Origin of the sequence: Streptomyces sediminimaris, from assembly GCF_047049295.1 — a bacterium.
GTDB lineage: Bacteria > Actinomycetota > Actinomycetes > Streptomycetales > Streptomycetaceae > Streptomyces > Streptomyces sediminimaris.
Genome location: NZ_JBJWOT010000001.1, coordinates 3652603 through 3676205, shown reverse-complemented (window position 1 = coordinate 3676205; position 23603 = coordinate 3652603). Strand labels below are relative to the sequence as shown.

Annotated in this window: 23 protein-coding genes, 2 tRNA genes and 1 pseudogene; 19 read left to right on the top strand and 7 right to left on the bottom strand. The window is 70.4% G+C overall.

Annotated features, from left to right (window positions below; translation table 11 throughout):
* The first annotated feature begins 126 nt into the window (after nt 1-126).
* Both ACJ9NR_RS16945 and ACJ9NR_RS16940 read left to right on the top strand, forming a co-directional pair.
* Complete coding sequence (locus ACJ9NR_RS16945) at nt 127-390, top strand: GntR family transcriptional regulator (RefSeq protein WP_412488397.1); 264 nt, start codon at nt 127-129, stop codon at nt 388-390.
* A gap of 147 nt (nt 391-537) precedes the next feature.
* On the top strand, nt 538-903 hold the full coding sequence (locus tag ACJ9NR_RS16940; protein WP_412488396.1) for a hypothetical protein: 366 nt from the start codon (nt 538-540) through the stop codon (nt 901-903).
* A gap of 1337 nt (nt 904-2240) precedes the next feature.
* Here the strand turns inward: ACJ9NR_RS16940 and ACJ9NR_RS16935 are convergent.
* The gene (locus ACJ9NR_RS16935) at nt 2241-3617 is read right to left on the bottom strand and encodes an IS1380 family transposase (RefSeq protein WP_412487485.1); all 1377 of its coding nucleotides are present in this window, start codon (nt 3615-3617) and stop codon (nt 2241-2243) included.
* A 218-nt stretch (nt 3618-3835) separates the two neighbouring features.
* Between ACJ9NR_RS16935 and ACJ9NR_RS16930 the strand changes: the two genes are divergently transcribed.
* A tRNA-Ser gene (locus ACJ9NR_RS16930) sits at nt 3836-3990 on the top strand.
* A gap of 298 nt (nt 3991-4288) precedes the next feature.
* Here the strand turns inward: ACJ9NR_RS16930 and ACJ9NR_RS16925 are convergent.
* Both ACJ9NR_RS16925 and ACJ9NR_RS16920 read right to left on the bottom strand, forming a co-directional pair.
* On the bottom strand, nt 4289-4462 hold the full coding sequence (locus tag ACJ9NR_RS16925; protein WP_167531786.1) for a hypothetical protein: 174 nt from the start codon (nt 4460-4462) through the stop codon (nt 4289-4291).
* A 284-nt stretch (nt 4463-4746) separates the two neighbouring features.
* On the bottom strand, nt 4747-5007 hold the full coding sequence (locus ACJ9NR_RS16920) for a hypothetical protein (RefSeq protein ID WP_412488395.1): 261 nt from the start codon (nt 5005-5007) through the stop codon (nt 4747-4749).
* A 568-nt stretch (nt 5008-5575) separates the two neighbouring features.
* Here ACJ9NR_RS16920 and ACJ9NR_RS16915 point away from each other — a divergent pair.
* Nucleotides 5576-5842, top strand: a pseudogene (locus ACJ9NR_RS16915) (tyrosine-type recombinase/integrase); the annotation flags it as partial.
* Between the two features lie 90 nt (nt 5843-5932).
* Here ACJ9NR_RS16915 and ACJ9NR_RS16910 read toward each other — a convergent pair.
* Both ACJ9NR_RS16910 and ACJ9NR_RS16905 read right to left on the bottom strand, forming a co-directional pair.
* Nucleotides 5933-6005, bottom strand: a tRNA-Arg gene (locus ACJ9NR_RS16910).
* A gap of 84 nt (nt 6006-6089) precedes the next feature.
* The gene (locus ACJ9NR_RS16905) at nt 6090-6845 is read right to left on the bottom strand and encodes an HAD family hydrolase (RefSeq protein WP_412488394.1); all 756 of its coding nucleotides are present in this window, start codon (nt 6843-6845) and stop codon (nt 6090-6092) included.
* Between the two features lie 112 nt (nt 6846-6957).
* On the opposite strand from ACJ9NR_RS16905, the gene ACJ9NR_RS16900 reads away from it, so the two are divergent.
* The 3 genes from ACJ9NR_RS16900 to ACJ9NR_RS16890 all read left to right on the top strand — a co-directional run bounded on the left by ACJ9NR_RS16900 (nt 6958) and on the right by ACJ9NR_RS16890 (nt 8620).
* On the top strand, nt 6958-7548 hold the full coding sequence (locus ACJ9NR_RS16900; RefSeq protein WP_412488393.1) for a TetR family transcriptional regulator: 591 nt from the start codon (nt 6958-6960) through the stop codon (nt 7546-7548).
* Between the two features lie 50 nt (nt 7549-7598).
* The gene (locus ACJ9NR_RS16895; protein ID WP_412488392.1) at nt 7599-7898 is read left to right on the top strand and encodes a hypothetical protein; all 300 of its coding nucleotides are present in this window, start codon (nt 7599-7601) and stop codon (nt 7896-7898) included.
* Between the two features lie 71 nt (nt 7899-7969).
* Nucleotides 7970-8620 (top strand): ScbR family autoregulator-binding transcription factor, encoded by a 651-nt coding sequence (locus ACJ9NR_RS16890; RefSeq protein ID WP_412488391.1) that lies wholly within the window; start codon nt 7970-7972, stop codon nt 8618-8620.
* Between the two features lie 322 nt (nt 8621-8942).
* On the opposite strand, the gene ACJ9NR_RS16885 is transcribed toward ACJ9NR_RS16890, so the two are convergent.
* Both ACJ9NR_RS16885 and ACJ9NR_RS16880 read right to left on the bottom strand, forming a co-directional pair.
* The gene (locus ACJ9NR_RS16885) at nt 8943-10346 is read right to left on the bottom strand and encodes an acyl-CoA dehydrogenase family protein (protein WP_412488390.1); all 1404 of its coding nucleotides are present in this window, start codon (nt 10344-10346) and stop codon (nt 8943-8945) included.
* Nucleotides 10343-11569: an AfsA-related hotdog domain-containing protein gene (locus ACJ9NR_RS16880; protein ID WP_412488389.1), complete on the bottom strand. Its 1227-nt coding sequence runs from the start codon at nt 11567-11569 to the stop codon at nt 10343-10345. The genes ACJ9NR_RS16885 and ACJ9NR_RS16880 overlap by 4 nt, the downstream gene beginning before the upstream one ends.
* Nucleotides 11570-11724: 155 nt before the next feature.
* Between ACJ9NR_RS16880 and ACJ9NR_RS16875 the strand changes: the two genes are divergently transcribed.
* The 12 genes from ACJ9NR_RS16875 to ACJ9NR_RS16820 all read left to right on the top strand — a co-directional run bounded on the left by ACJ9NR_RS16875 (nt 11725) and on the right by ACJ9NR_RS16820 (nt 23602).
* A complete protein-coding gene (locus tag ACJ9NR_RS16875) occupies nt 11725-12441 on the top strand; it encodes a ScbR family autoregulator-binding transcription factor (RefSeq protein ID WP_412488388.1) in 717 nt (238 codons plus the stop codon).
* Nucleotides 12442-12811: 370 nt separating this feature from the next.
* Nucleotides 12812-13288, top strand: coding sequence for an acyl-CoA thioesterase (locus tag ACJ9NR_RS16870; protein WP_412488387.1), 477 nt, complete (start codon nt 12812-12814; stop codon nt 13286-13288).
* Nucleotides 13289-13507: 219 nt separating this feature from the next.
* Complete coding sequence (locus ACJ9NR_RS16865) at nt 13508-14710, top strand: serine hydrolase domain-containing protein (protein ID WP_412488386.1); 1203 nt, start codon at nt 13508-13510, stop codon at nt 14708-14710.
* 98 nt (nt 14711-14808) lie between these two features.
* Nucleotides 14809-16248 (top strand): MFS transporter, encoded by a 1440-nt coding sequence (locus ACJ9NR_RS16860; protein ID WP_412488385.1) that lies wholly within the window; start codon nt 14809-14811, stop codon nt 16246-16248.
* Nucleotides 16245-17300, top strand: a complete 1056-nt coding sequence (locus tag ACJ9NR_RS16855) for a ketoacyl-ACP synthase III family protein (RefSeq protein ID WP_412488384.1) — start codon at nt 16245-16247, stop codon at nt 17298-17300. Before ACJ9NR_RS16860 ends, ACJ9NR_RS16855 begins: the two co-directional genes overlap by 4 nt.
* On the top strand, nt 17294-18481 hold the full coding sequence (locus ACJ9NR_RS16850; protein ID WP_412488383.1) for an FAD-dependent oxidoreductase: 1188 nt from the start codon (nt 17294-17296) through the stop codon (nt 18479-18481). Before ACJ9NR_RS16855 ends, ACJ9NR_RS16850 begins: the two co-directional genes overlap by 7 nt.
* A gap of 143 nt (nt 18482-18624) precedes the next feature.
* Nucleotides 18625-18906 carry an acyl carrier protein gene (locus tag ACJ9NR_RS16845; RefSeq protein WP_412488382.1) on the top strand — a complete coding sequence of 94 codons (282 nt, stop codon included), beginning with the start codon at nt 18625-18627 and terminating at the stop codon, nt 18904-18906.
* Nucleotides 18903-20156, top strand: coding sequence for a beta-ketoacyl-[acyl-carrier-protein] synthase family protein (locus ACJ9NR_RS16840; protein ID WP_412488381.1), 1254 nt, complete (start codon nt 18903-18905; stop codon nt 20154-20156). Before ACJ9NR_RS16845 ends, ACJ9NR_RS16840 begins: the two co-directional genes overlap by 4 nt.
* Nucleotides 20153-21253 (top strand): beta-ketoacyl synthase N-terminal-like domain-containing protein, encoded by a 1101-nt coding sequence (locus tag ACJ9NR_RS16835; RefSeq protein WP_412488380.1) that lies wholly within the window; start codon nt 20153-20155, stop codon nt 21251-21253. The genes ACJ9NR_RS16840 and ACJ9NR_RS16835 overlap by 4 nt, the downstream gene beginning before the upstream one ends.
* Nucleotides 21250-22206, top strand: a complete 957-nt coding sequence (locus ACJ9NR_RS16830; RefSeq protein WP_412488379.1) for an AfsA-related hotdog domain-containing protein — start codon at nt 21250-21252, stop codon at nt 22204-22206. Before ACJ9NR_RS16835 ends, ACJ9NR_RS16830 begins: the two co-directional genes overlap by 4 nt.
* Nucleotides 22203-22895: an HAD-IA family hydrolase gene (locus tag ACJ9NR_RS16825; RefSeq protein ID WP_412488378.1), complete on the top strand. Its 693-nt coding sequence runs from the start codon at nt 22203-22205 to the stop codon at nt 22893-22895. The genes ACJ9NR_RS16830 and ACJ9NR_RS16825 overlap by 4 nt, the downstream gene beginning before the upstream one ends.
* Entirely contained in the window at nt 22892-23602 is a 711-nt protein-coding gene (locus ACJ9NR_RS16820; protein WP_412488377.1) for an SDR family oxidoreductase, read from the top strand. Before ACJ9NR_RS16825 ends, ACJ9NR_RS16820 begins: the two co-directional genes overlap by 4 nt.
* Nucleotide 23603 lies beyond the last annotated feature (1 nt).

The following is a 23603-nucleotide window of genomic DNA, read 5'->3' as shown; positions in this document are numbered from 1 at the left end:
CTGAGGCCCCGGTAGGGAAGTAGCCGCTTCCCGTCGGGGCCGCTTTGCGTTGCAGACCCAAGATATCGTGGATAACCGCAGATAACCACGGATGCGCGGAATGCCGTGGTCACCCACGCTGACGTCATGGAGCTTGACCGCACACGCCCGCTGTGGCGGCAGATCGCAGCGGAGATCATCCGGCGTATCAAGGACGGCACGTATCCGCCGGGAAGCCGCGTGCCCTCCACTCTGGAAATCGCCCAGGAGTTCGGCGTGGTGAATGCGACAGCCGCGAAGGCGATGCGGCATGTGCGGGAGGAGGGGTGGACGCGGGGCGAGGTCGGGCTGGGGACCTTCGTCGCCGACCCCCTGCCGCCCTCGCCCGAAACTCCTGACCCCTCCGCATAGCCAAGCGCGGTCGCGTCCAGGGACGTGATGCGGCGTAGCTACTTCACGTCCTTGGCCAGGACGGCGACGGCAACCCTGCCCACCACCCTCGTCAGCACGTAGTTGGTCGAGCTGCTGAAGGCGACTCCCACGCCGGCCGGAATCGCCTTGGCCATCGCCTTCTGGGTGGGTGAAGGTGATGGACACGCGCTTGAACAACTGCTTGATCGTGACCAGGGCGGGCCCCTTCAGGTGCTGGTAGACCAGCTTCTCGGCGATCTTCTGCACCGCCGCCTTGCCGCCCTTCGACGCCATCTGTTCCACCGAATCCGCCAGGGCGAGGGTGAAGGCGAGGTGCTTCTTGTCCTCGGTACTCAGCTCGGTCTCGAACACCTCGACCAGGCACATGCACATGTCGACCTGGAGCTTGAGTGCCACGGCGATGTCGGTGGCGCCACCGCCCAGGATCGCGACCGCGGTCCCGGCCCCCGGAATCACGCTAGGGGCGGCGGTGACGGCTCCAGTGGCTGCTGACATCTTGGAGTACCGGCCTATGACCTTGGCCGCGATCCGGCCCTTGTCCTCCAGGCTCTCGGGCTTTCGCTCGTTCTTGTCCTCGAAGGCCCCGCGGTAACCGTCCACGACCTTTTCGGCTGCCGCCGGTGTCATGACGATCGTCTCGACGGCCTTCTGCAGCCGAGAGTCTGCGGGCTCGTCCACGCCCTGGGCTCCGGAGAGGCGTAACCGCTTTCGGCAGAAGCGCGACTCCGTGCCCGCTCGTGCGCTCCTTGGGCGCCCGAAGCGGAGCCAGAGCCCGATGGCCCGGAGAAGACCGGGCCGGAGCCCGTGCCGGACGATGCTTATCCGCTGGAGAGACTTCGGGGAATCAACTCTCCGTCCGCTCACGCAAACGGCCCCGGACGAGGAGTCCGAGGCCGAGCAGAACCCCTCCCTGGGAGATAGACCCCAGGTCAGAGCGGCAACGCGTTGTGCCCCCGGCAGGATTCGAACCTGCGACACCCGCTTTAGGAGCGAGGTTGGGCGATCTCGGGCCTGACCTGCGAATTCCATACCTTGGCACAGTCCGGTGGAACTCACCCCCGCGGACCCCGGTTCCCCGTGAGTTCCCGTCCGTTCTGGCACAGAAGTGGCACGAACCAGGGAACCCGGTTCTACCTCCCTTTCGCGCCACGGGAGACAAGCCACAGGGCGAGGAAAAGCGCTACCGGGTAGACGGCGGCCGACAACGGCTCAGGCACGAGCTTCTGCACGATTACGGTGCACGCAGCCAGGGCTACCCATCCGACGAGCAACAAGGGCCGTCGCGAGAGTTGCCGCAATGCGAAACCCGCACGGCTCCAGAACGTCTCCCTCGCTGACACTGAAGTTCCCCCTGCGGTCTTGTACTTGAACCTCTGGCCTCGTCCTTAACAGGTCGATCGAGCTGCTCTCCCGACCGTGTTGAACGTCCACTGAACCCTGGTCCGGCTGCCGCTGAGGTTCGGCGGTGACCGGCGCCGTACGCCCTTGTTGGTGTCAGCCGCTGGTGTCAGACGACCTATGCACCCTTGACAGTTCGGCTTACGCAGCCTGTCAGTCAATGATGGTCCCTGCCGGGATCACCGTCGACATCGCTCTGTCGCACCAACTACCGTGCGGCCATGGACTGGTTGCTATCCCTCGCCTTCGCCGTCCCCGGCTTGGCACTAGCCTCGATCTTTCGTGACGGTCCGTCGGTTTCTTCGGCGGGCCGTTTCGGTTGTTCGAGCTGGTGGTGGTCAGGCTGATGGCCCGACTGTCGCGTCGGGTGGGCGCCGGGTTCCACGGCTCCGGTCGGGGTGCTGCTGCTCGCAGGGACGGGAACGTGCTGGTCAGCCAGGGTTCGGGAGAGCGTCAAGTCGTGCCAGGGCGTCGGTGATCACGTCGGTCCAAGGCCAATGGCGTGTGAACCTCAGGTACCGGCGGCGGGCGGTGGTGACGATCTGGGCGGCGGCGGAGAAGAGACGGATCCGGAGACGCCGGGGCTCCCACCTGCGGATTTCGCCAGTCAGAGCGAGCATGGGCATCCATGCGAGGAGATCGAGGGCGATCTGGACGATCTCCAGCCAGATCTGGTTCTGCGCGGTGTCGTGCAGGGGCAGGTTACGCAGGCCGGTGGCGCGGGCTGCCCGGATGCGGTCCTCGGCGCGTGCCCGCTGGCGGTGCCGCAGTTCGAGTGCGGCGATCGGGGCGTCCGCCGTGTTGGTGGCGAAGCAGGTGAGCCGCAGGCCGTCGGCGTCGGTGATCCGCAACTGGGCGCCGGGGTGCGGCCGTTCCTTGCGGACGATCAACCGCATCCCCTTCGGCCAGCCGTTCAGCACGTCACCGGCGATCTCGGCGACCCAGGCGCCGTCACGGATGTCGCCGCCGGTCTCGACGGCCGGCGTCCAGGCGGAGGGAGGAACCTTCAGGACGGCCTGGTGGATGGCGTCGGTGATGGTCATGCCGACCGAGTACGACAGCCACCTGCCGCGCTGGGCGAGCCAGGCGACGAACTCGTGGGTGCCGCCTCCGGAATCGGCGCGAATCAGAGTCCGTCGGCCTCGCCGGTAGGTCTTCGGCAGCTGGGCCAGAGCCAGTTGGGTGGTGGCGATGTGGTCGGCGGCGGTGTTGCTGCCTGCGTTTCCGGGCCGCAGCACAGCAGCCACCGGCTCTCCGGACCCACCTGTGCCGTGGTCGACGAACCCCATCAGCGGGTGGTGCCCGAAGGTCTTCTTCCAGGTGGCGGCCGCGTCCTGCTTGTCGGAGTGGGAGATCACCAGGACTCCGTCCAGGTCCACGGTCACCTGCCCGTCGGCGTCCGGCGCCGCGTCGCCGGCCAGTTGCCAGACGTGTTCGCGGACGTGAGCGCGGGCCTGGCGGATCGCGGTCAGAGCGCGGTTCCCGCTGGCGGCGAGGGTGTCGATGAGCCGGGAGACCGTCGGATCTGAGGCCACCGGCCCGAACACGCCGGGCTCGGCCCGCAACATGGCGACATCGGCGAGGCAGTCGCCGCCGACCGCGACCGCGAGCGCGAGATCCAGCACCGTCTTGCCGGGATCGTGCACCGCGCGGGACTTCCGCCACGGCGCCAGTGCCGTCGATATCGCCTGATCCAGACCGGACTTGCGGACCGTCTCCACCAGCAGTACGGCTCCGGCCTGCGAGACCACCCCGCGACCGCCGCCCTCAGCGCGGACACGCGGGTACGACCCGATACGCTTCTTCACCTGGAAAGTGCCTCCGACAGGGGCGGGAACAAGGGCCTAGACAATCCTCATTCTCGCTGGTCAGAGGCACTTTCTGCTGTCTTGATCACCAGCTGGACAGCCCACTTCGTGAAAGCGCGAGGCTAGGGACGGCCATCGTCCGGGACTATCGAGGGCTTCGGAGTAGCTTCTACCAGCCTCGGGCGGGGCCACCGTCAGAGGCGGCGGAGCAACGCTATGGAGGAGTCATCCGGCTCACCGGTTGGGGCTTCATCGTGCTGTCGCTGTACCCGCTCGCTTACGAGACGATCCGACTGTTCCCGTAGGTCTGTGAGCGATCTTGAAAACCGTCGTGGCAGCGATGTCACCGTGGGTTCAAATCCCACCGCCTCCGCGCTGAGAGCAGCGAGAACGGCCCCCGGACCTGGGTGTTAGGTCGAGGGGTCGTTCTCATGCCCGGTCGCCGTGAGTGCCCGGTGTTCCCCAGGGTTTCCCGCTCTATCGGGCACGGCTGGGGCACGGCAGCTTCTGATCCGTAGCTCTATAGAGATCGGTCATCAGGGGTCGTACAGGCTGCCGGACGGAGGGTGAGGCGTACCGACGGCTATGGTCGGTTGCTGTAGTTGCTGTACTTCGCTGCTGTACTGCAACCGAGGCAAGGGGGCAGGCCCCGAGGAGCCTGCCCCCGCCCATCACTTGCCCTTCGGCTTGTGCTTGGTCGGGTCAACGAGCTTGTAACCCTGGCCAGCCTTGGGCGTCGGCGGAAGGGGCTTGCCCTTCACGGCCGTGACCTCGGTCTTGGAACCGGGCACCTTGTACTGTCCCGACTCCGGCGCCGGCGTACCCGGCGTGAGCTTCTTGGCCATTCTGATCACCTACCCTTCGAGCTGGATACCGCTCGATGTTGACCCCACCCTTCTGGATGAAGGGTTGAGCCCTGTAGGGTCGTTGGGCGCCTAGGAACGCATCACGACCCCAGTTCGAGCAGGCACCGACCCCGCGTCAGTCCTTCTGAACTGGGGTCTTTCGCGCTGCCGAGAAGGATAGCGCCTCGAGTGGCCCAAGTGGGGTACGCGAACCACAACTTGTGGGCCCGTCAGGTCTTCCGACCACTACATGTGGGGTTGGCGGCAAACCTTTCAGGCTACCGTCAGCCACTGACAACCGTCCGGCCCCGTATGTCGCTGTTGAGGTGGCCCATAACGACCTGGACGAGAATCAGAACGGTGATCGACGCCACCAGCCAAGTCGCCTGCTGCAAGAGGCTGGTTAGCGAGTCTCCATTGACGACGCAGGCCAGGATGACCGCCAAGACGATCTTGGTTTTGTTGCGGCTGTCAGTGCCGCATGCGAGAGTTTGAAGCCGGTGGATGTCGAGCGCTGACAGTCCACCATTGGCCGGGATAGGCATAGTCCTCCTCGGTTGCTGGCAGGGCGCGCCCGAGTCCTCTTGCCCAAGAGCGGGCGCGCCCTTCGGTGTTGACAGCAAAACCGTAAGGCACGGCCCTGACAGTAGGTGCTCGTCGGGGTAAAGGCCGCTCTTGTCGACCTCGCGGTACACGGGGTAGCACTTGCCACCACCCGGCACCACTCGCCACCACTCAATACCTCAGTGCGCTTACTCCGTGACCTGCGTAAACGCAGGGCCATATCACACGGCTCTGACAAAACTGCACCTACGAGGCCTGCACAAGTCCCTGCAGTGGAGACTTTCGCCCGCAATTGCCCCATTTATCGAGTGATGGACATCACATAGCGACGGGCCATATCCGTGCCCTCAACCCACCACTTACCCCAGCTTCCATCCCGTCCGCCGTCGACCCACACACCGTGGAGCAGGCGTGGTTCATGGCGTCCAGGTGGAGCGCGCCACTGTACGAACGACCTGGACGCCATGGGCCGCGTCTGCTCGGCTTCGCCTGGGTCGACGGTGGACGGGATGGAAGCACCCCGCGCACGCCCCTACGGACCCGCGGCCGCTGAGGCGGAGCAACTTCCGGGACGACTGGATCCACGCACGGGCCAAAGCAGGGATCACGCACGCCGTGCACTTCCACGATCTTCGACACACCGGGAACACCCTCGCCGCCTCCGGGGCGAGCCTGCGTGAGCTGATGACGCGGATGGGCCACAGCACACCCCGCGCGGCGCTGATCTATCAGCACATGGTCAACGGCCGTGACCGCGAGATCGCCGATCGCCTCGGATTGATGATCCGAAAGGAACGGGGGGACGCGGGCTCCTAGCGGGCCTTGTGGCACGGGTGTGGCACGGCCGGGATCACGGCAAAGGGCCAGTTCACGAGGATTAAGCCTCTGAACTGGCCCTTCTTGCAGTGCCCCCGGCAGGATTCGAACCTGCGACACCCGCTTTAGGAGAGCGGTGCTCTATCCCCTGAGCTACGAAGGCGAGCCGTGGCGCCCGGTGGGGCGCTCGGTCCACAGCGTACCGGATGGGGGATGGTGCGGGCTTCGGCATTGTGGGGGTGCGGGGCTATGGCGTGGCGGGCAGGGTTGTGGCCGTGGGGAGGCTTCGGGAGAGTTCCGGGGAGTCGCCGACGATCACCGGGTGGCCGACCTCGGTGAGCATGGGCAGGTCGGAGGTGTGGTCGCCGTAGCCGTAGCAGGCAAGGGCGGGCACCTGGGGGTGTCTGGCCAGTACGGCGCGTACGGCTTCCCGCTTGGCTTGGCCGATCATCGGGGGGCCCAGCAGGTCTCCGGTGTAGTGGCCGTCGTTGGTCGCCGGGCGGGCGCAGGCGGTCTCGGAGGCGCCGATCGCTTCGGCGATGGGGTCCACGACGGCCGGGAGGGAGCCGGAGACGAGGATCAGCGCCGCGCCGGCGGCGCGGTGGGTGCGCAGGGCCGCCCGGGTGGGGGAGAGGAAGAAACCGGGCTGTGCCGAGCGGTCGGCGAACCAGCGCCGGCCCCAGGCGGTCACCTCGCTGACCGGTTCTCCCCGCCAGGCCCTGAAGTAGGCGCGGTTGAGCCGCTCGCGTGTTTCGCCCGCGGCGGAGCGGGCCGCCAGTTCGGCGCGCAGTGCGGTGGCGCGGGCGGCCGCGGTGGGGCCGTAGCGGTGCTCGAGGTAGTAGGCGAGGAAGTCGAAGGGGCTCTTGCAGGCGATCAGCGTCTCGTCCACGTCGCTGAAGACCAGGGCACGGGGTCCTGGTGCGGTGGTCATCGGGGCGGGACCGCCCTCGCGCAGGCCGGTGAGGCAGGGGGTGGTGGGGGCGGGGGACGTGGTCGTGTGCACGGCTGGCCTCCTGGGAGGGAGAACGGCGGGTTACGGAACGGCTATCTAAAATTCCTGCGAGAAGGTATTTTTAGGATTGGTCGGTGTTGCCCGTCGGGAGAGGAGCTTTGTCGTGGCCAAGCAGGAGCGATCCCGCCGGACATATGAGCTGGTGCTCGACGCGGCGGCCGCGGAGTTCGTGCGCTTCGGCTACTCCGACGCCAGCCTCACGCAGGTCGTGGAGCGCACCGGTCTGACGAAAGGCGCCCTCTACGGGCACTTCTCGTCGAAGCAGGAGCTCGCCATGGCCCTGCGGCGCCATCTGGAGGCGGTGGTCGAGGAGTTGCTCGGCGAGGTCGGCCGCCGGCCGGGCCGGGGCTTGGTCGAGCTCGGCGAGTTCATCTGCTCCGTGGCGGCGCGCGTCACGGCCGACGTACGCCTGCAGGCGGCGCTGCGCCTCGCCGACGAGGAGTTCCGCGCCGGCGGCAAACCCTCCGTACTGCTGGAGAGAGTGCGTGAGACGTCCCGCGAGCTGCTCCGGGAGGCGCAGGGCGCGGGCCGGCTCGACGGCGCGCTGCCCCTCGAGCCGTTCGCCGACCTGACGGTGGCCCTGCTCTTCGGCGCCTACCACACGTCCGGCGAGCTCAGCGGTGAGGAACTGCTGCGGCGCGTACGGAACATGTGGGACGTCCTGGCCGGACTCGCCGCCAAGGCGGCCGGGTGAACGTCCGGCTGCCGGGCGGAGTCCCGTCAGGCGGTGTCGGAGGGGAGGGCGTGCGGCGGATCGCCGAGGCGGTCCGGGCGGCGGAAGGTGCGGTGGAAAGCGCGGTGAAGGCCGTGGTGGGACGCGCGGCGGAAGGCGTGGCGGGGCGCGCGGTGGACGGCGCGGTGAGGAGCGCCGTGAAGTGTGTGGTGCGGCGCGCGGTCGCGCCGCTTCCTGTCAGGTATGGCCTTCGGCAGCGCGAAAAGCAACTGCATGGATCCCCCCGTATGTTGGCAGGCGCGCAGGCTTACGAAGCGGTGTTCGAGAGCAGGCGGTGCTGGTGTGAAAAATATACCTTCCGGAAGGTATGATGCAACAGAGGCCCCCGGGGGATGGCCAGTCGACGGCAGTTCTCGCACGAGCAGGTGGATGGAGGGCCAAGGTGGCGAGGGAGACCGAATCACGCCCGGTGCGCACGCGCCGGTCCGCGACCAATGCCAAGGGTGAGCCGCTGAAGCAGGAGCGGGCGGCCCGCACCAGGGCGAGCGTCCTGGAGGCGGCCGCCGAGTCCTTCGCCGCGAAGGGCTTCCCCGAGGTCACCGTGCTCGATGTCGCCGAGCGAGCCGGTCTGACCAAGGGGGCGGTGTACTTCCACTTCGCCAACAAGGATGCGCTCGCCGTCGCGGTCGCCCAGGAGTTCTACGGCCGGGTCGGCGAGGTGGCCAGGGCCCTGCTCGGTGAGGACCGCACGCCGCTGGACCGGGCGATCGAGTTCGTACGCCGCAGCGCCCTGCTCTTCCGTGACGACCGCGTCATCCAGGCCGGAGCGCGGCTGCAGATCGAGCGCCCCTACATCGACTCCTCGCTGCCCACTCCGTACGTCGGGGCACTGGAGGCGCTCACCGGGTTTCTGAAGAGTGCCGGGGAAGAGGGCCAGTTGCGGCCCGGTTCCCGGCCCGAGGCGCTGGCGCGCGTGCTGCTCTCCGCCTTCTTCGGCGCGCAGCACATGTCCTGGGTGCTCAACGACCGCAGGGACCTGGTGGAGCGCGTCGAGGAGATCGTGCGGGAACTCTTCCCTGAGCACGCCTCCTGACGGAGTGCTCGCGCGACGGGGGCGTGGCGGCGGGTTGTGATGTGCGGAGCCGCGGCGCGCGTCGTCGCGGCGCGCGTCCCCGTGGCGCGCGTGCCCGTGGCGCGCGTGCCCGCGGCGCGTGTCTTTGCCCCGCACTTCCTCGCCCCGCACTTCCCAACCCCGAACTTCCTCGCCCCGCGTACCGCAGGCCGTGCCTCCCCCCTTCGGTGGCTTTCCCTGCCCGCGGACCGCTCCGCCGCCCCCTCTGTCCCTCCCCGCAAGCCCTGGGGCCCTCCGGGGGCCCTCCTGGGCCCCCGGACCCCCTCCCACTCAGTGCCGTCGCTCAGACACCGGCAGGAACCGTCGTCCCGAGTGTCGGCGTCCCGGGTTCCGGCGCCGCGGGTCCCGGCGTCCCGGGTTCCGCCGCTCCGAATCCCGCCGCCCCGGGCTCCGGCGCCCCGGTTCCCGCCGCTCCAGACACAGCCTCTCCCGTCCCCGTCGCGGACACGGCCTCCGCGATCCCCGTCCCCGTTCCGGTCCCGGTCCCGGTCCCGGACGCCGCCTCTCCTGTCCCCGTCCCGGGCACGGCCGCCTCCGCCGGCCCCGTCCCGAACACCGCCTCCGCGTACCCCGTTGCCGCCGCCTCGAGGCCCAGTGCGCCGTGTGACGCCGCGGTGGTGATGTCGCGCCAGTGCCGCTGGAGCGGGTCGTCCTCCCGGTGGGCCCGTGAGCCCGCGGCGCCGAACAGGCGGTGTGCCGCGGCGGCGCACCAGGTCACCGCCATGGCGGCGTCGCGCCGGTTCTCGGCCGTCAGCAGAGGGGTCGCGTCCGTCTGGTCGGCGCGTCGCGCGGCCCGCTCCAGCAGCAGCCGGGCCGCGGTGATCTGCGCCGAGCTCTCGGTCAGCACCCGTTCCGTCTCCGCGCGCCGCCCGGTTGCCGCACCGCCGTGCCGGGCGCGGCCGGCCGTCGCCGTACGCCATGCGTCGAGTGCGCCCTGGGCCGCCCCGACGATCGGCGTCGCGAACATCAGGGCCCCGACCAGGAGGTAGGGGACGCGGTGGCAGCGGGCCGCGTCCGCCGCCTGGGGCCGGTTCAACTCGGCCAGGGTGAAGGAGAGATGAGCCGGTACGAAGGACCCGGCCACCTCCACCGCGTTGCTTCCCGTGCCGCGCATGCCGAGGCTCCGCCAGGTGTCCAGTACGGTCCCCTCGTGCCGGGGGAGGGCGAAGATCCGGTGCTCGGGGCCGTCCGGGCCCGCGGTCCGGGAGGCCAGCAGCAGCCAGTCGGCGTGGTGCACGCCGCTCGCCATGTCCCACCTGCCGCTGATGCGCCAGCCGTCCCGGTCCCGTACCGCTTCTCCTTGCGGGGGCATGATCGAGGCGGCGATGAACGTGTCGGGAGACCCCTTCCACAGTGCCCGCCTGCCCTCCTCGGGGAGGTAGGAGGCGAGCCGTCCGTGGGCCGCGTACAGGGTGGCGCACCACGCCGTGGACAGACAGGTCTCCGCCACCGACGCCGAGGCGGTGAGCAGCGAGGAGAACGTGCCCGCCCGTCCGCCGTGCCGACGGGGCACGAAATGCCGGGCGAACCCCGCGTCCGCGATGGCGGCCGCGGCCTCCTCACCGAGCCGGCGGCGGTCGTCCGTGAGCGGCAGATCGCGCCGCGCGGTCCGGGCGACCCGCTCGACCGCCGCGTCGTCGAACCCGGTGCGATCGGCGTACGGCACAGGCCCGTCGAGGTGCGTCACGACGCCACCCCGTGGCGCTCCGGGGACCGCGGCAGGTGATATGCGACGCGCGCGGTGACCAGGGCGGTCTCCGACTGGGCGGCGGTGATCTCCACGGTGGACGGTCCGGCCGGACGGGCGGACCCGGGCCGCACGGTGATGCTCACGGGCGCGTCCGTCTCCCCGAACGTCTTGAAGGCCGCGGACACGCGCGTGAGGGTGGGGCGCCGCGGTGCGACCGTCGCGGTCACGGCCTGCCGGAACGCCTCCAGGAGCACCATGCCCGGTACGTGGTCGCAGGGGTGGTCGTAGAGCACCGGGTGACCGGGGTCCGTGTCCAGCCAGAACGCACCGTGGGCGGCCTGCGCGTCCCGGGTGAGCAGGACGTGCTCGTCGTGCGCGTAGCCCACCTCGCGCGGGGCCGGCCGGCGCAGCCCGCGGGGGAGCGCACCGGCGGGCCGCTCCTGCGCCTGCTGCCTCGTACGGTTGCGGGCCAGCGCGTAGAGCCGTGCGTCCAGCACCTCCCAGTGCATGCGGACCCGTCCGACACGGGCGCCGTCGGCCGTGGCCACGGCGTCGAGGACCATGCCCAGACGGCGGGGCGACTTCGCCTGCCGCGCGCAGGTGATGTCCAGGACGACGGGGATCTGGCCCCCCTGGCGGATCGGCGTTCCGCCGCCTTCCCGCAGGTGGGATCCGCCTCCCGGCAGGTGGGATCCGCCTTCCCGCAGGTGGGATCCGCCTCCCGGCAGGTGGGATCCGCCTTCCCGCAGGTGGGATCCGCCTCCCGGCAGGTGGGATCCGCCTTCCCGCAGGTGGGATCCGCCTCCCGGCAGGTGGGATCCGCCTTCCCGCAGGTCGGATCCGCCCTCCGGCAGGTCGGATCCGCCCTCCAGCAGGTCGAACTCGAGCGTGTTGAGGACGAACGGGTGTCCCTGCGGCACGCCGTAGAAGCGGTGGGTGACATGGATGAGGGCCTGGCGGACCGTCTCCACCAGCAGCAGCGGATCGGTCTGGCGGCTCGTTCCGTCGTGGTGCAGGAACCGGTCGCGGTGCCATCGGGCGGCCACCGCGAAGCGGTCCTCCTCCAGGCGCAGCGCGTCGGTGAGGAAGACCTCCGTGGCGGAGGCCTTGTGGACGGCGCCGGGCGGCATGTGATGGCTGAACGACAGCCGGCGGACGGGTGCCGCCGGAACGGACAGACGTGACGAAAGGTTTCTCGGCGGTGCACTGATGGTGGACACGCGAAACCACTCCCCCTTGTGTGGTGTGCTCGAGAGACGGTCGGCCCGCGTCCGGTGAAGCCGGCCGGGCGACCGCTGATCACGGCGATGAAAATATACCGGGGCGAAGGTATATTTCCAGTGGTTCAAGCGAAGAGAGACGGAACAGGGGAGTCATGAGTCAGGGGCAGAGTGGCAACCAGGCGCCCGAACAGGCGTTTGACCAGGCATCTTTGTGGACGGTGCGGAAGGCGGGCGGCTCCCAGGCCGTCACCGGGCCGGACCTCCGGCAGGAGCGCGCCGTGCGCACCAGGGCGGAGATCCTGCGCTGTGCCGCGCAGCTCTTCGCGGAACGGGGCTACCAGCAGACCGGCATCAAGGACGTGGCGGACCGGGTGGGGATGACCAAGGGAGCGGTGTACTTCCACTTCCCCAACAAGCAGTCCCTGGCCGTCGCCGTGGTGGAGGCGCTGTACTCCAGCTGGCCGCGGGCGCTGGGGGAGGTCCGGGCCAAGGGACTCTCGCCGCTGGACACGGTGATCGAGATGTTCAACACGGCCACGACGGCGTTCCTCGACGACCCGATCATGCAGGCCGGCACCCGGCTGCAGAACGAACGGGACGTGATCGAGGCCGAGTTGCCCCTGCCGTACGTGGACTGGACGAACCTGATCTCGATGCTCCTGCGCGAGGCCCGGGAGCAGGGGCAGCTGGCGGACCATGTGGTCCCCGACGTGGCCGCCCGGGTGGCGGTCGCGGCGTTCTTCGGCGCCCAGCACATCTCCAACAACCTCCACGAGCGCTCCGACTTCGCCGAGCGCTGGCGGGAGGTGCGGGATCTGCTGTTCCCGGCGCTGCGCGCCCGGCCGAGGCCCGCTCCCGAGCCGTCCTGAGCCCGCCTCCACGGGGTGCCCGAAGGTGCTGTGTGCCGCTGCGGCACCCCGTTGAGCAGGCCGATCGCCGTCCGCCGGTGGCGTGTCGAGGCGGGCCGGCGGCCGTGCGCCGGCCGGGTGCCGGGGCAGGTGCTCGGGCGTCTTCTCAAAAAATACCTTCCCAAAGGTATTTTCCTGTGTCAGGATCGACGCAGGCGCCGGGCACGGGCCGGCCCGGGGGAGGCGTCCGAGGTCCGTGCCGTCCGACGGCTCTCCCCTGCCACGAACCCTCCCGACCGCACAGCGCGCGCAGCGGCTCCCGGGCCAGCGGCGCTTTGTGCGCCGGGGAGATCGCCGAGCGCGGACGGCCATGCTGAGACGAGGTCAACCGATGAGCAGCCACTCATCCGTGAAACTGCACAGCCCGAAGATCACGACGCGTCGTTCCGGTCCGGCCGAGAACCGGATGGGACGCGCCTCGATCGAGGTCTCGCTGAGGTGGGGCGACGTGGATTCCTACGGGCACGTCAACAACTGCGAGATCGTGCGGATCATCGAGGAAGCGCGTATGCGCTGGCTCATGTCGACCGGCGCCTTCGAAGGGGAGACCGCGGTCGTCGCCGCGCACGAGATCGCTTATCTGCGACCGCTCCAGTACTCGCTGGAGCCGGTCAGTGTCGAGGTGTGGACGTCGAATGTCCGACGGTCCAGTTTCGAGTTCAACTTCATGATCCTCGACAACGCCGAGCAGGTGAGCGTCAAGGCCGTGAGCCGGATGGTGATGTTCGACCTCGAACGGCAGGAGAGCTATCTCATCCGCCCGCCGCTGCGCAAATGTCTCGACGATTTCTGCGGCGACCGTCTCTAGATTCCCCGGCCTGCCCGCCGGGGCCTCGCGGGGACCTCCGTACGGACCCAGGGAACTCCATACGGACCCTGTAGGGACCTCCGTATGGACCCCTACGGACTTCCGCCGGACCCCGTCCGGACCCCCTATGGGCCCCGTACGGAACTTCGTACGGAACTTCGTACGGACCTCTGCACGGACCCCGTACGCATGCCGAATTCATTACGACAGGAGTGTTCAATGCAGCTCGACGTGGATCGACTGTCCGCTCTCGGTGAGTATTTCGACCGGCTGGTCGACGACGGGAAGATGCCGGGCTGGACCGCGCTGGTGTCCCAGCACGGAGAGGTGAAGTACGCGGCGGCGGGCGGTATGGCGAACATCGCCGACAGCAGCCCGATGAAGACGGACAGCGTCTTCCGCGCCTGGTCGCTGAGCAAGGCGATGACCTCGGTGGCCTTCATGACGCTGGTGGAGAAGGGCCTGGTCGCGCTCAACGACCCGGTCGCCGACTACCTCCCGTCCTACGCAGGCCTGCGGGTCTACCGGGCCGGCATGGCCGAGGCCCCCGTCACCGAGGGGCTGGTGGAGCCGATGCGGATCTGGCACCTGCTGACCCACACATCGGGTCTGGGGTACGGCTCCCACCAGTCCCACGCCGTGGACACCATGTACTCGGGGGCCGGCTACGCGCTGGGTGTCCCGGCGGGCGTCGACCTCGCCGCGGCCACGGAGGCATGGGGGTCCTTCCCCCTGCGCTTCCAGCCGGGTTCCGCCTGGAACTACGGCGTCAGCACGGACGTCCTGGGCCGGATCACCGAGGTGGTCTCGGGCCGGAGCCTCGACGTCCACATGAAGGAGTCCCTCTTCGAGCCGCTCGGGCTGAAGGACACGGGATTCCACGTGGACGCCGACCAGGCCCACCGCTACGCCGAGATCTACACCCCCGGGGAGAACGGCGGACTGGACCCGCTCGGACTTCCCGTCGACACCGAGGTCCCGGTCTTCCTCTCGGGCGGGGGCGGGATCTACACCTCGGCGGAGGACTACATCTCCTTCCTCGGCATGCTCGTGAACGGCGGTCGTATCGGATCCACCTCCGACCACGTGATCTCGCCGCTGACCGTCGAGTCGATGCGCACCAATCACCTGCCCGGCGACGTCACGCTCGGATCGGGTTACGGCTACTGGCCCGTGCCCGCCATCAACGAGGTGATGAACTCCGTCGGATTCGGCCTCGGATTCATGACCATGAAGGCGCCCGGGCAGAGCCACATCCTGACCCGCGAGGGCGAATACGCCTGGCTTTCCGCGAGCAGCACCAATTTCTTCGTCGACCCGTCGTCGGGCGTCGCCGCGATCATCGTCCCGCAGCTTTTCCCGTCGCGCACCCTCCCCATCATGAACCGGCTGCGGCAGTTCGTTTACCAGTCGTACCGGTGACCCTCCACCCCCGAGAAGAACCCGTGCAGAAAGCACGCCCCTGTCGTGCGGAAAGCACACCCCTGTCAACCCCCGTGCAGAAAGCTGAGGAAATTCCCTTGTCGAATGTAGCCACCAAGGCCCCGCCCAGCGGCGGCGCCGCCGTCCGCCCGGGCTTCGGCGCGTTCGGTCAGGCGACGCTGCTGATCGCCGCCGCGCTGACGACGGTCGACGCGTTCATCGTCAACGTGGCCCTCCCCTCGATCCAGGACTCCTTCCACGTCTCGGCGTCGGCCTCGCAGTTCGTCGTGAGCTGCTACGGCATCACCTACGCCGTCCTGCTGGTGCTGGGCGGCAGGTTCGGTGACCGGTACGGCCGGCGCCGCATCATCCAGATCGGCATCGCCGGGTTCACCGCCGCCTCGCTGCTGTGCGGCCTCGCGCCGAACATCGAGGTCCTGGTCGGCGCCCGGGTACTGCAGGGAGCGGCCGCGGCACTGCTGCTGCCGCAGGTGCTCTCCACGATCCAGGCGGCCCTGGAGGAGCCCGCCAAGACCCGCGCGGTCAGCTACTACGGGGCGATCGGCGGTCTGTCGGCGGCCGTCGGACAGCTCCTCGGCGGTCTGTTCGTGTGGGCGGACGTCGCCGGCCTCGGCTGGCGTCCGATCTTCCTGGTGAACGTTCCGCTGGGCGTCCTGGCCGTGATCGGCACGAAGCTGTGGGTGCCCGAGACCAGGGCGAGCGCACCGCAGGGCGCGGACCTCACGGGCACCGCCCTGTTCGGCACCGCCGTACTCGCCCTGCTGATTCCGCTCAGCGTCGGCCGCCAGACGCACTGGCCGCTGTGGTGCTGGGCGCTGCTGGCGGTGGCCGTCGCCGTCGGTGCCGTGCTGTGGCGCTACGAGCGGAAGGTGGAGAGCTCCGGCGTGGTCCCGCTGATCGCGCCCTCGCTGCTCAGGCAGGGCACCATGCGCCGCGGGCTGCTCGTCCTGGGCAGCGGGTTCCTGGCCTTCGGCGGCTTCATCTTCGTCTTCGCGCTGGCCCTGCAGGGCGGGAACGGGATGAGCGCCTTCGAGTCCGGGCTGTCCATGGCCCCGATGGCACTCGGCCAGTTCCTCGCGGCGCTCCGCGCGCCCAAGATGATCGGCAAGATCGGGGTGCGGACCCTGCAGGTCGGCGGCGCCGTCCAGGCGGCCGGTCTGCTCTGCCTGATCGGGCCCGCCCTGCTGTGGTGGCCGCACGTGCGGTTCTACGAGCTGATGGTCGGCATGTTCCTGATCGGCGTCGGCAACGGCCTGTTCGTGCCGACGGTCTACCGCACCGTGCTGTCCTCGATCCCGCCGAACCAGATCGGCGCCGGCAGCGGCATCGTGACGACGACCCAGCAGACCACGCTCGCCCTCGGCGTCGCCCTGCTCGGCGCGGTCTACGTCGGTGTCTCCGGGCAGAGCGGCGGCATGCGCCTCGGCTTCGTCGTCGTATCGGCGGTCTTCCTGGCCGTGGCCGCGCTGTTCGCCCTCTTCGGCAGGCACCTGCAGGACACCAGGAGCACCCGGTGAGCGGGTCCACGGGCATCCGGGTCGAGGGCCTGTACCTGAACGGCAACACGGTCTCCTACCCGGACACCCGGATCCCGGTCTCCGAGGCGCTGGCACAGGGCCTGGTGCACGACTTCGACGAGACGGTCGGAAACCCCGACGTGCCGGTCTTCGACAGCGGGCTGCCGGCCGCCGACCTGGCGGTCGACGCGCTGAAGGGTGCCCTGAAGGCGGCCGGTACGGACGCCTCGGACGTGGACCTGCTGCTGCACTGCGGCTGGTGGCACCAGGGCTTCGACATCTGGAGCGCGGCGCACTACGTCGCCCACCAGACCGGCGCGCTCGGCTCCCTGCCCGTGAACCTCTCGCAGGGCTGCAACGCTCCGATGGCCGCCCTCGAACTCGCCGCACGGGCGATGATGTCCGACGGCTCGATCAGGACGGCCGCCGTGACCGCCGCGGACGCGATGCGGGCACCGCAGGTCGACCGCTGGAACCTCAACTACGGCTGCGTGCACGGCGATGCCGGCACCGCGCTGATCCTGGGCCGCGAGCCCGCCGCGGGCAACTCCTTCAAGGTGCTCTCCGTGGCGAGCGGCGCGGCACCGGAGCTGGAGGAGATGAACCGCTTCGGCTACGACCCGACACCCGGCCCCGCGCTGCGGGCGGGCGGCAAGGTCGACCTGAAGGCCGCCAAGAAGGCGTACCTGACCGAGTACGGCATCGAGCGCTTCGCCGCACGGTCGCGGGAGTCCCTGACCGGGTGCGTGCGAAGGGCCCTGGACCACGCCGGGCTGACCGGCGGCGAGGAGCGCCTCCGCGCCGTCGGGGTGCCCCGGCTCAGCGGCAAGATCTTCGAGACCGTCTACCGCTCGCAGCTCTCGCCGTTCTTCGGCGCCGGGAAGCTGCTGTGGCACGGCGGGCGCACCGCCCATCTCGGCGTCGCCGACGTGGGCGCGAACATCGCCGACATCCATGACGAGCAGGGGCTGCGGCCGGGTGACGTGTGCGTCGTCGTCAACGCCGGCGGTGGCTACACCTGGTCCTGCCTGGTATTGGAGCTGGCGTGCTAGACGTCCTGGTCGTCGGCGCGGGACCGACGGGACTGACGGCCGGGTGCCTGCTGGCCCGGCACGGTCTCTCGGTCCGCGTCGTCAGGAAGCATCCTCCGTTCAGCGGCCACTCGCGGGCTTCCGTGATCTGGCCCCGGGCCCTGGAGATCCTGCGTCCCCTCGGCGTCACCGCGGCCCTCGCGCCGGCCGCCAGCCGGGTCACCGGCGTCGGCTACTACTCCTCGGGCAGCTCCATCGGCCGCTTCGGGCTGGACCGTCTGACCGGCACCGATTTCGCCCACGCGCTCGGTGTCTCCCAGCACAGGACGGAAGCCGCGCTGACGGCGGCCTTCCGGGCGGCCGGCGGGGAGCTCGTCGACGCGGAGGTCGTCGGGCTGGAACAGGATTCCCGGCGGGTGTCCGTCCGTACCCGCTCGGACGGGCGGGAACGAGTCGTGCAGGCCCGCCACCTGATCGGCGCGGACGGTGCCGGCAGCACCGTCCGCGAGCTGCTCGGCATCGCGATGGCGGACGTGGGCCCCAGGGTCTCGTTCAGGATCGCCGACGCCGTGGTCAGCGGGCTGCCCGAGGACCAGGCGAGCTACTGCTGGACCCCCGGCGGCGGCCTCGCCATCGGGCCGCACGACCGGCACGCCCACCGTCTCGCCTACCGGCTCACCCCCGACGCCCCGGACACGTCGCGGGAGTCCTTCCAGCGCCTGCTGACCGAACGCGGCCCCCGGACACACCGTGGTGTCGTACGGGAACTGATCTCCACCGCGGACTTCCAGGCGCGGTTCGCCGTCGCCGAGCGCTTCAGCGTCGGCCGCTGCCATCTCGCCGGTGACTCCGCGCACGTGATGGCACCGGCCGGCGGTCAGGGAATGAATTCCGGAATTCTTGACGCGGCGGCGCTTTCCCGGGGTATTGTGGAATCACTCCGGAACGGTGCGGCGAAGAATTCACTGGCGGAATACGGCGCACAGCGCCAGGACGTGATCAGGAAGATCATGGCGACCGCCGTGGAGCACGCCCGGGACGGAGGGCTCCGCTCGGCGGAGGAGATCGCCGAGCGGGACCGCAGGTACCGCGCCATGTGGCAGGACCCCGCACGTCACCTGGAGCGGGTGGCCCGACTGAGCCAGCTCCACGTCGATCCGGCACGCGCCGACGACGAGAGGGCCCCCGTCCGAACCGCCTGAACCCCAGAAACGGTTCTCCCCTCGCATTCTCCACCGTATTCCCCCGCGCGTCCCCTCTGCATTCCCCTGCATTCTGTATTCCCCTGCATTCTCCGTATGGGTACTTCCCGGCCCATGCGCAATTCACTGAAAAGGATGAGGAAATGACTGTTGCCGTCATCAGCGACGAGGTAATCCGCAGCACCACCCTGGACATCATCATCGACGAGCTGGAGCTCGACGCGGAGCCGGCCGAGGTCGACCTGAACGCCGACCTGATCGACATCTACGGCGCCGACTCCCTGGGCCTGATCCAGGTGCTCGCCCGGGTCAACAAGGAACTGTCGATCCGGGTTCCGCGGGAGCTGGCCGTCGACCTGCGCACCGTGGACCTCCTGGTGCAGCAGATCATCCGCATACGCGATGCCAAGGGCGGCGACCAGTGAGCCCCGCCCGCCGGGTCGTCGTGACCGGCCTGGGAGCCGTGAGCAGCATCGGCACCGGGGTGGACGAGTTCACCGACGGCATCAAGGCCGGACGGAGCGGGGTCCGCGAGATCACGTCCTTCGACAGCAGCGACTTCCCGGCCCGTCTGGCCGGCGAGGTCCAGGACTTCGACCCCGCCTCGATCGTCCGCGTCATCGACGTCGACGAGTGGGGGCGCACGGCCCACTTCGCGGCCGCCGCGGCCCGCCTGGCGGTCGAGGACGCCGGGCTCGAGCTCGACGAGGACACCCGCGCGACGGCGGGGGCCATCATCGGCACCACCAACGGCGAGGCCCCTTCCGTCGACACCCTCACCCGGCAGTGGCTGGACGGCGGCCCCGCCACGCTCTCCACCGACCTGGTCCGCAGGATCCCCGCGGGCAACATCGCCGCGGCCGTCTCGGTCGAACTGGGCCTGTACGGCGAGACGGTGGTCATCCCGACGGCCTGCTCCGCCGCCAACTACGCCATCGGCAGCGCCGCCGACAAGATCATCGCGGGTGAGTCCGACGTGATGGTGGCGGGCGGTGCCGACAGCGTCAACCGCTTCACCCACGCCGGGTTCCTGAGCCTCGGCGCGGTGGCCGACGGGGTGCCCCGGCCGTTCGACGCGGAGCGCAGCGGCATCGTCACCGCCGAGGGCGGCGCGGTGCTGGTCCTGGAGGAGCTCGGCCACGCCCTGCGGCGCGGCGCGCGCATCCACGCCGAACTGCTCGGCTACGGCCTCAGCTGCGACGCCCACCACATTGTCCACCCGGACGCGCAGAGCATCGCCGAGTGCATCCGCACGGCGCACGCCAACGCCGGCATCGAGGCGGGCGACGTGGACTACATCTGCGCCCACGGCACGGGCACGCCGACCAACGACATCACCGAAGTCACCGCGACCCGGCTGGTGTTCGGCGACGAGCACCCGCCGATGAGCTCCATCAAGTCGATGCTGGGCCACACCATGGGCGCGGCCAGCGGGTTCGGCGCGATCGCCTGCTGCAAGGCGATCGAGGACTCCTTCCTGCCGCCCACCGCCCATCTGCGCACCGTGGACCCGGCGTTCGGCGAGGGCATCGACTTCGTCGGCGACGGCACCCCGGAGCGGGCGGTGCGGGTCGCGCAGAACCACGGCTTCGCGTTCGGCGGCAACAACGCGATCACCATTTTCGGCGCCTATGCCGACCGTGAGCCGGTCGGCGCTGGGGGACAGCGGCGATGACCACGACCGAGCAACTGCAGATCTCCGACGTGTCGGTGCTGTCCGCGGCCGGTGCCGGCCTGGACGCCCTGCGGACCCGGCTGCGGCGGCCGGCCGCGGCCGGTGCGGCGCCCGGCGGGGAGCCCGCGGCGGCCGACGCCGGCCACTACGCGGGCCTGCCCGGCCGGGTGGCGGCCGTGCCGGACTTCCGGATCACCGACTTCGTCCCCAGGAAGGGCACGAAGAACCTCGACCGCACCACGGCGCTGGGCCTGGCCGCCGCCACCGTGCTCAAGCGCGGTCTGAGCGAGCGGGCCGGTGTGTCCGAGGAGTCCTGGGCTGCCACCGGCATCGCCATGGGGACCGTGGTCGGCAGCCTGCGCAGCAGCGTCGAGCTGGACGTCGACATCATCGAGGGCAAGGGGATCGACCTGGTCAACCCCGCGGTCTTCCCCAACACCACGATGAACTGCTGCGCCAGCCAGATCGCCATCTGGCACCGGCTGCGCGGCCCCAACTCCACCCTGGCCAACGGCACCGTCAGCGCCCTGTCCGCGCTGCGGTACGCCGCACGGCTCATCCGCTGCGGTCACGCGCGCCGGATGCTCGTGGGCGGCGTGGAGGAACTGTCCCCGCACACCGCGTGGGGCATCCGGCTCAAGAAGGACGTGGACGAGTCCGTCGTCATCGGCGAGGGCGCGGCGCTGCTCGCGCTTGAACCGGCCGGGGACGACGCACCGCCCGCCCTGGCCACGCTGACGGCCTGCGAGGTGATGTTCGCGCCGGACCGCACCCGGGCCGGCCGCACCGGTGCGCTGCGCCGCGCCGTCACCCGTGTCACGGCGGCCGCCGAGGCCGCCGGCGTCGAGGTGCGCCTGGTCCTGCCGGGGGCCGTCGGCACGGTGGACGAGGAGAGCGAGGCGGCCGCGCTGGAGCCGTTCGACGCCGAGCGCGTGGACGTACGGCAGGCCGTGGGCGAGTGCGGCGGCGCCCTGGGCGCCATGCAGCTGGCCGCCGCGGTGGCGCTCGGGCAGCCCGGCACCGGCGCGCTGGTCACCGGGATCGACGACTCCGGCGCGGTGGCCGCCGCGGTCCTCACCGTAGGGGGACGGGCATGAGCGCCGCGCGGGTGCGCCGGGACCTCGTCCACCGGGCCCACGAGCGGGAGATCCTCGTCTCCCCGCCCTGGCGGACGCCCGGGGGCGGATACGGCGGCGCGACGGTCACCGGCGACCTCAGCCCGTACTACCGCGACCATCCCGGGAACCGGTGGCTGGACGTGCTGTTCCTGATCGAGGCCGGCCGCCAGGCCGCGCTCAGCGCGGCGCACGAGTTCGAGGGGCTCTCCGGCGACATCGCGTTCTTCTTCAACTCGATCGACACGGAGGTCACCGACCCGGCGTCGCTGGCCCGCGTGGACGGCGAGCTGACGCTGACGACGAGGTTCGAGGAACTGCGGCTGCGCGGTGACGGGGCGCCGAAGCAGATCGCCTGCACCCAGCGCGGCACGGACGCGACCGGCCGGGACCTGGTGCGTACGTCCATGACGGTGCAGGGCGTGCCCAAGCGCCGCTACCCGGAGCTGCGGGCGTACCAGCGCGACGGCTCCACCGCGCCGACGACCGCGGCCCTGCGGTCCGGCGCCGGCCGCCCGGCGGAGCCGAGCGCGCCCGCGAGCGTGGCCCGCACCCGGCCGGCCAACGTGGTGCTCGCCGGTCTGCGGGTGCGGGAGGACGGGCTCGACGCGCTGCTGGCGCCCGACTTCACCAACGCGAGCCTGTTCGACCACGACTACGACCACTTCCCGGCGATGGTGCTCATCGAGGCCGGCCGCCAGCTGGCCCTGGCCGGCACCGGGCGGCCCGCCGGGCACGTGGTGAGCGCCGTACGCGCCACCTTCGAGCACTTCGCCGAACTCGACCGGGAGACCCGGCTCGTGGCCCGCCGCGACGGGCGCTGGGTCGACGTGGAGTGCGTGCAGAACGGCCTGGTCGTGACCCGGATGTCCTTCCTGACCCGTGCGGCCCAGGAGCCGGCTGGCGCCGGGCCGGACGGCGGGCGGTCGCGATGAGGCACGCCGTCTGGACCGACTTCCGGGGTGTGCTCACCCCGCCGCTGCGGGAGGGACTGCGGGCCTACTGCGCGGACAAGGAGTTCACGCCCGGGCAGCTCGGGAGGTGTCTGCGCGCGATCGCCGACCGGCACGGCAGCCCCGACGGGATGGCCGTGCTGGACTCCGGGCTCCTCACCGAACGGGAGTGGGCCGCGGAGATCGAGCGGGAACTCGCCGGCCGGTTCGGCGTCGAGGCGGACCTGTCCCGCGTCGGCGCCGAATGGTGGAGCGACCGCAGGCTCGACGACGAGTGGCTCGCCGCCCTGCGCACCTGGCGGGCGGCCGGGATCTTCGTCGGGATGATCTCCAACCTCCCGGCGGACTGGAAGGAGCACTTCGCGGGCTTCGCGCCCTGGGACGGCCTCTTCGACGAGGTCCTGCTCTCCTGCGACCTCGGCACCCGCAAACCCGAGCCCGCGATGTTCCGCCTGGCCGAGTCCCGCTCCGGGCTGCCCGCCGGGGCGAACGTCCTCGTCGACGACCTGGACGACAACCTCGCCGGCGCGCGGCGGGCCGGCTGGACCGGGGTGCCCGGCGGCGGCGGGGCCACCCGCGCCGCCATCGCACGGATCGACTCGCTCGTGCGCTTCGGCGCACCGGACCACCTTGTGCGCACCGGCGCACCTGACCAGGGAGTTGCACGATGACCAACCGATCGGTGTTCGTCACCGGGGCCAGCCGGGGCATCGGGGCCGCGATCGCGACGGAGCTGACCAAGCAGGGCTACCGCGTGGTCGGCACCGCCCGTACCACCAGGCCGGAGGTCGACGGCGTCACCTTCGTCCAGTGCGACGTACGCGATCCGCAGTCCGTGAGCGACGCGGTCGAGCAGGCGCGCGGCATCCTCGGCGAGATCGACATCGTCGTCAACTGCGCCGGCGTCATGAACGACGGGCCACTGCTCACCCAGACCCAGGAGGGCGTCCAGGACGTGCTCGACACCAATCTCGGCGGCTCCATCAACGTCGCCCGGGAGACCGTGTCGGACATGATGGCGAACAAGTGGGGCCGGCTGGTGTTCGTCTCCTCGATCGTCGCCCTGTGGGGCTCGCCCGGCCAGGTCAACTACGCCGCCTCCAAGAGCGGCCTGATCGGCCTCGCCCGCTCGCTGGCCTGGGAGCTCGGACGCGCCGGGATCACCTCCAACGTCGTCCTGCCCGGCCTGATCGAGACCGACATGATCGCCGACCTGTCGAAGCGGCGCCGCGACGAGATCATCTCCCAGACGGCACTGCGCCGCACCGGCCGACCGGAGGAAGTGGCCGCCCTGGTCGCCTTCCTGGTGTCCGACGAGGCCGGGTTCATCACCGGCTCGTCGATCCCGATCGGCGGCGGCGTCGGGATGGGCGTGTGAC

What these genes read in the sequence shown, in the direction of transcription:
- ACJ9NR_RS16945 (WP_412488397.1), top strand. Translation starts at nt 127, where the DNA reads ATGGAGCTTGACCGCACACGCCCGCTGTGGCGGCAGATCGCAGCGGAG.
- ACJ9NR_RS16925 (WP_167531786.1), bottom strand. Translation starts at nt 4,462, where the DNA reads ATGGCCAAGAAGCTCACGCCGGGTACGCCGGCGCCGGAGTCGGGACAG.
- ACJ9NR_RS16920 (WP_412488395.1), bottom strand. Translation starts at nt 5,007, where the DNA reads ATGCCTATCCCGGCCAATGGTGGACTGTCAGCGCTCGACATCCACCGG.
- ACJ9NR_RS16875 (WP_412488388.1), top strand. Translation starts at nt 11,725, where the DNA reads ATGAGTCAGGGGCAGAGTGGCAACCAGGCGCCCGAACAGGCGTTTGAC.
- ACJ9NR_RS16870 (WP_412488387.1), top strand. Translation starts at nt 12,812, where the DNA reads ATGAGCAGCCACTCATCCGTGAAACTGCACAGCCCGAAGATCACGACG.
- ACJ9NR_RS16865 (WP_412488386.1), top strand. Translation starts at nt 13,508, where the DNA reads ATGCAGCTCGACGTGGATCGACTGTCCGCTCTCGGTGAGTATTTCGAC.
- ACJ9NR_RS16845 (WP_412488382.1), top strand. Translation starts at nt 18,625, where the DNA reads ATGACTGTTGCCGTCATCAGCGACGAGGTAATCCGCAGCACCACCCTG.
- ACJ9NR_RS16835 (WP_412488380.1), top strand. Translation starts at nt 20,153, where the DNA reads ATGACCACGACCGAGCAACTGCAGATCTCCGACGTGTCGGTGCTGTCC.
- ACJ9NR_RS16830 (WP_412488379.1), top strand. Translation starts at nt 21,250, where the DNA reads ATGAGCGCCGCGCGGGTGCGCCGGGACCTCGTCCACCGGGCCCACGAG.
- ACJ9NR_RS16825 (WP_412488378.1), top strand. Translation starts at nt 22,203, where the DNA reads ATGAGGCACGCCGTCTGGACCGACTTCCGGGGTGTGCTCACCCCGCCG.
- ACJ9NR_RS16820 (WP_412488377.1), top strand. Translation starts at nt 22,892, where the DNA reads ATGACCAACCGATCGGTGTTCGTCACCGGGGCCAGCCGGGGCATCGGG.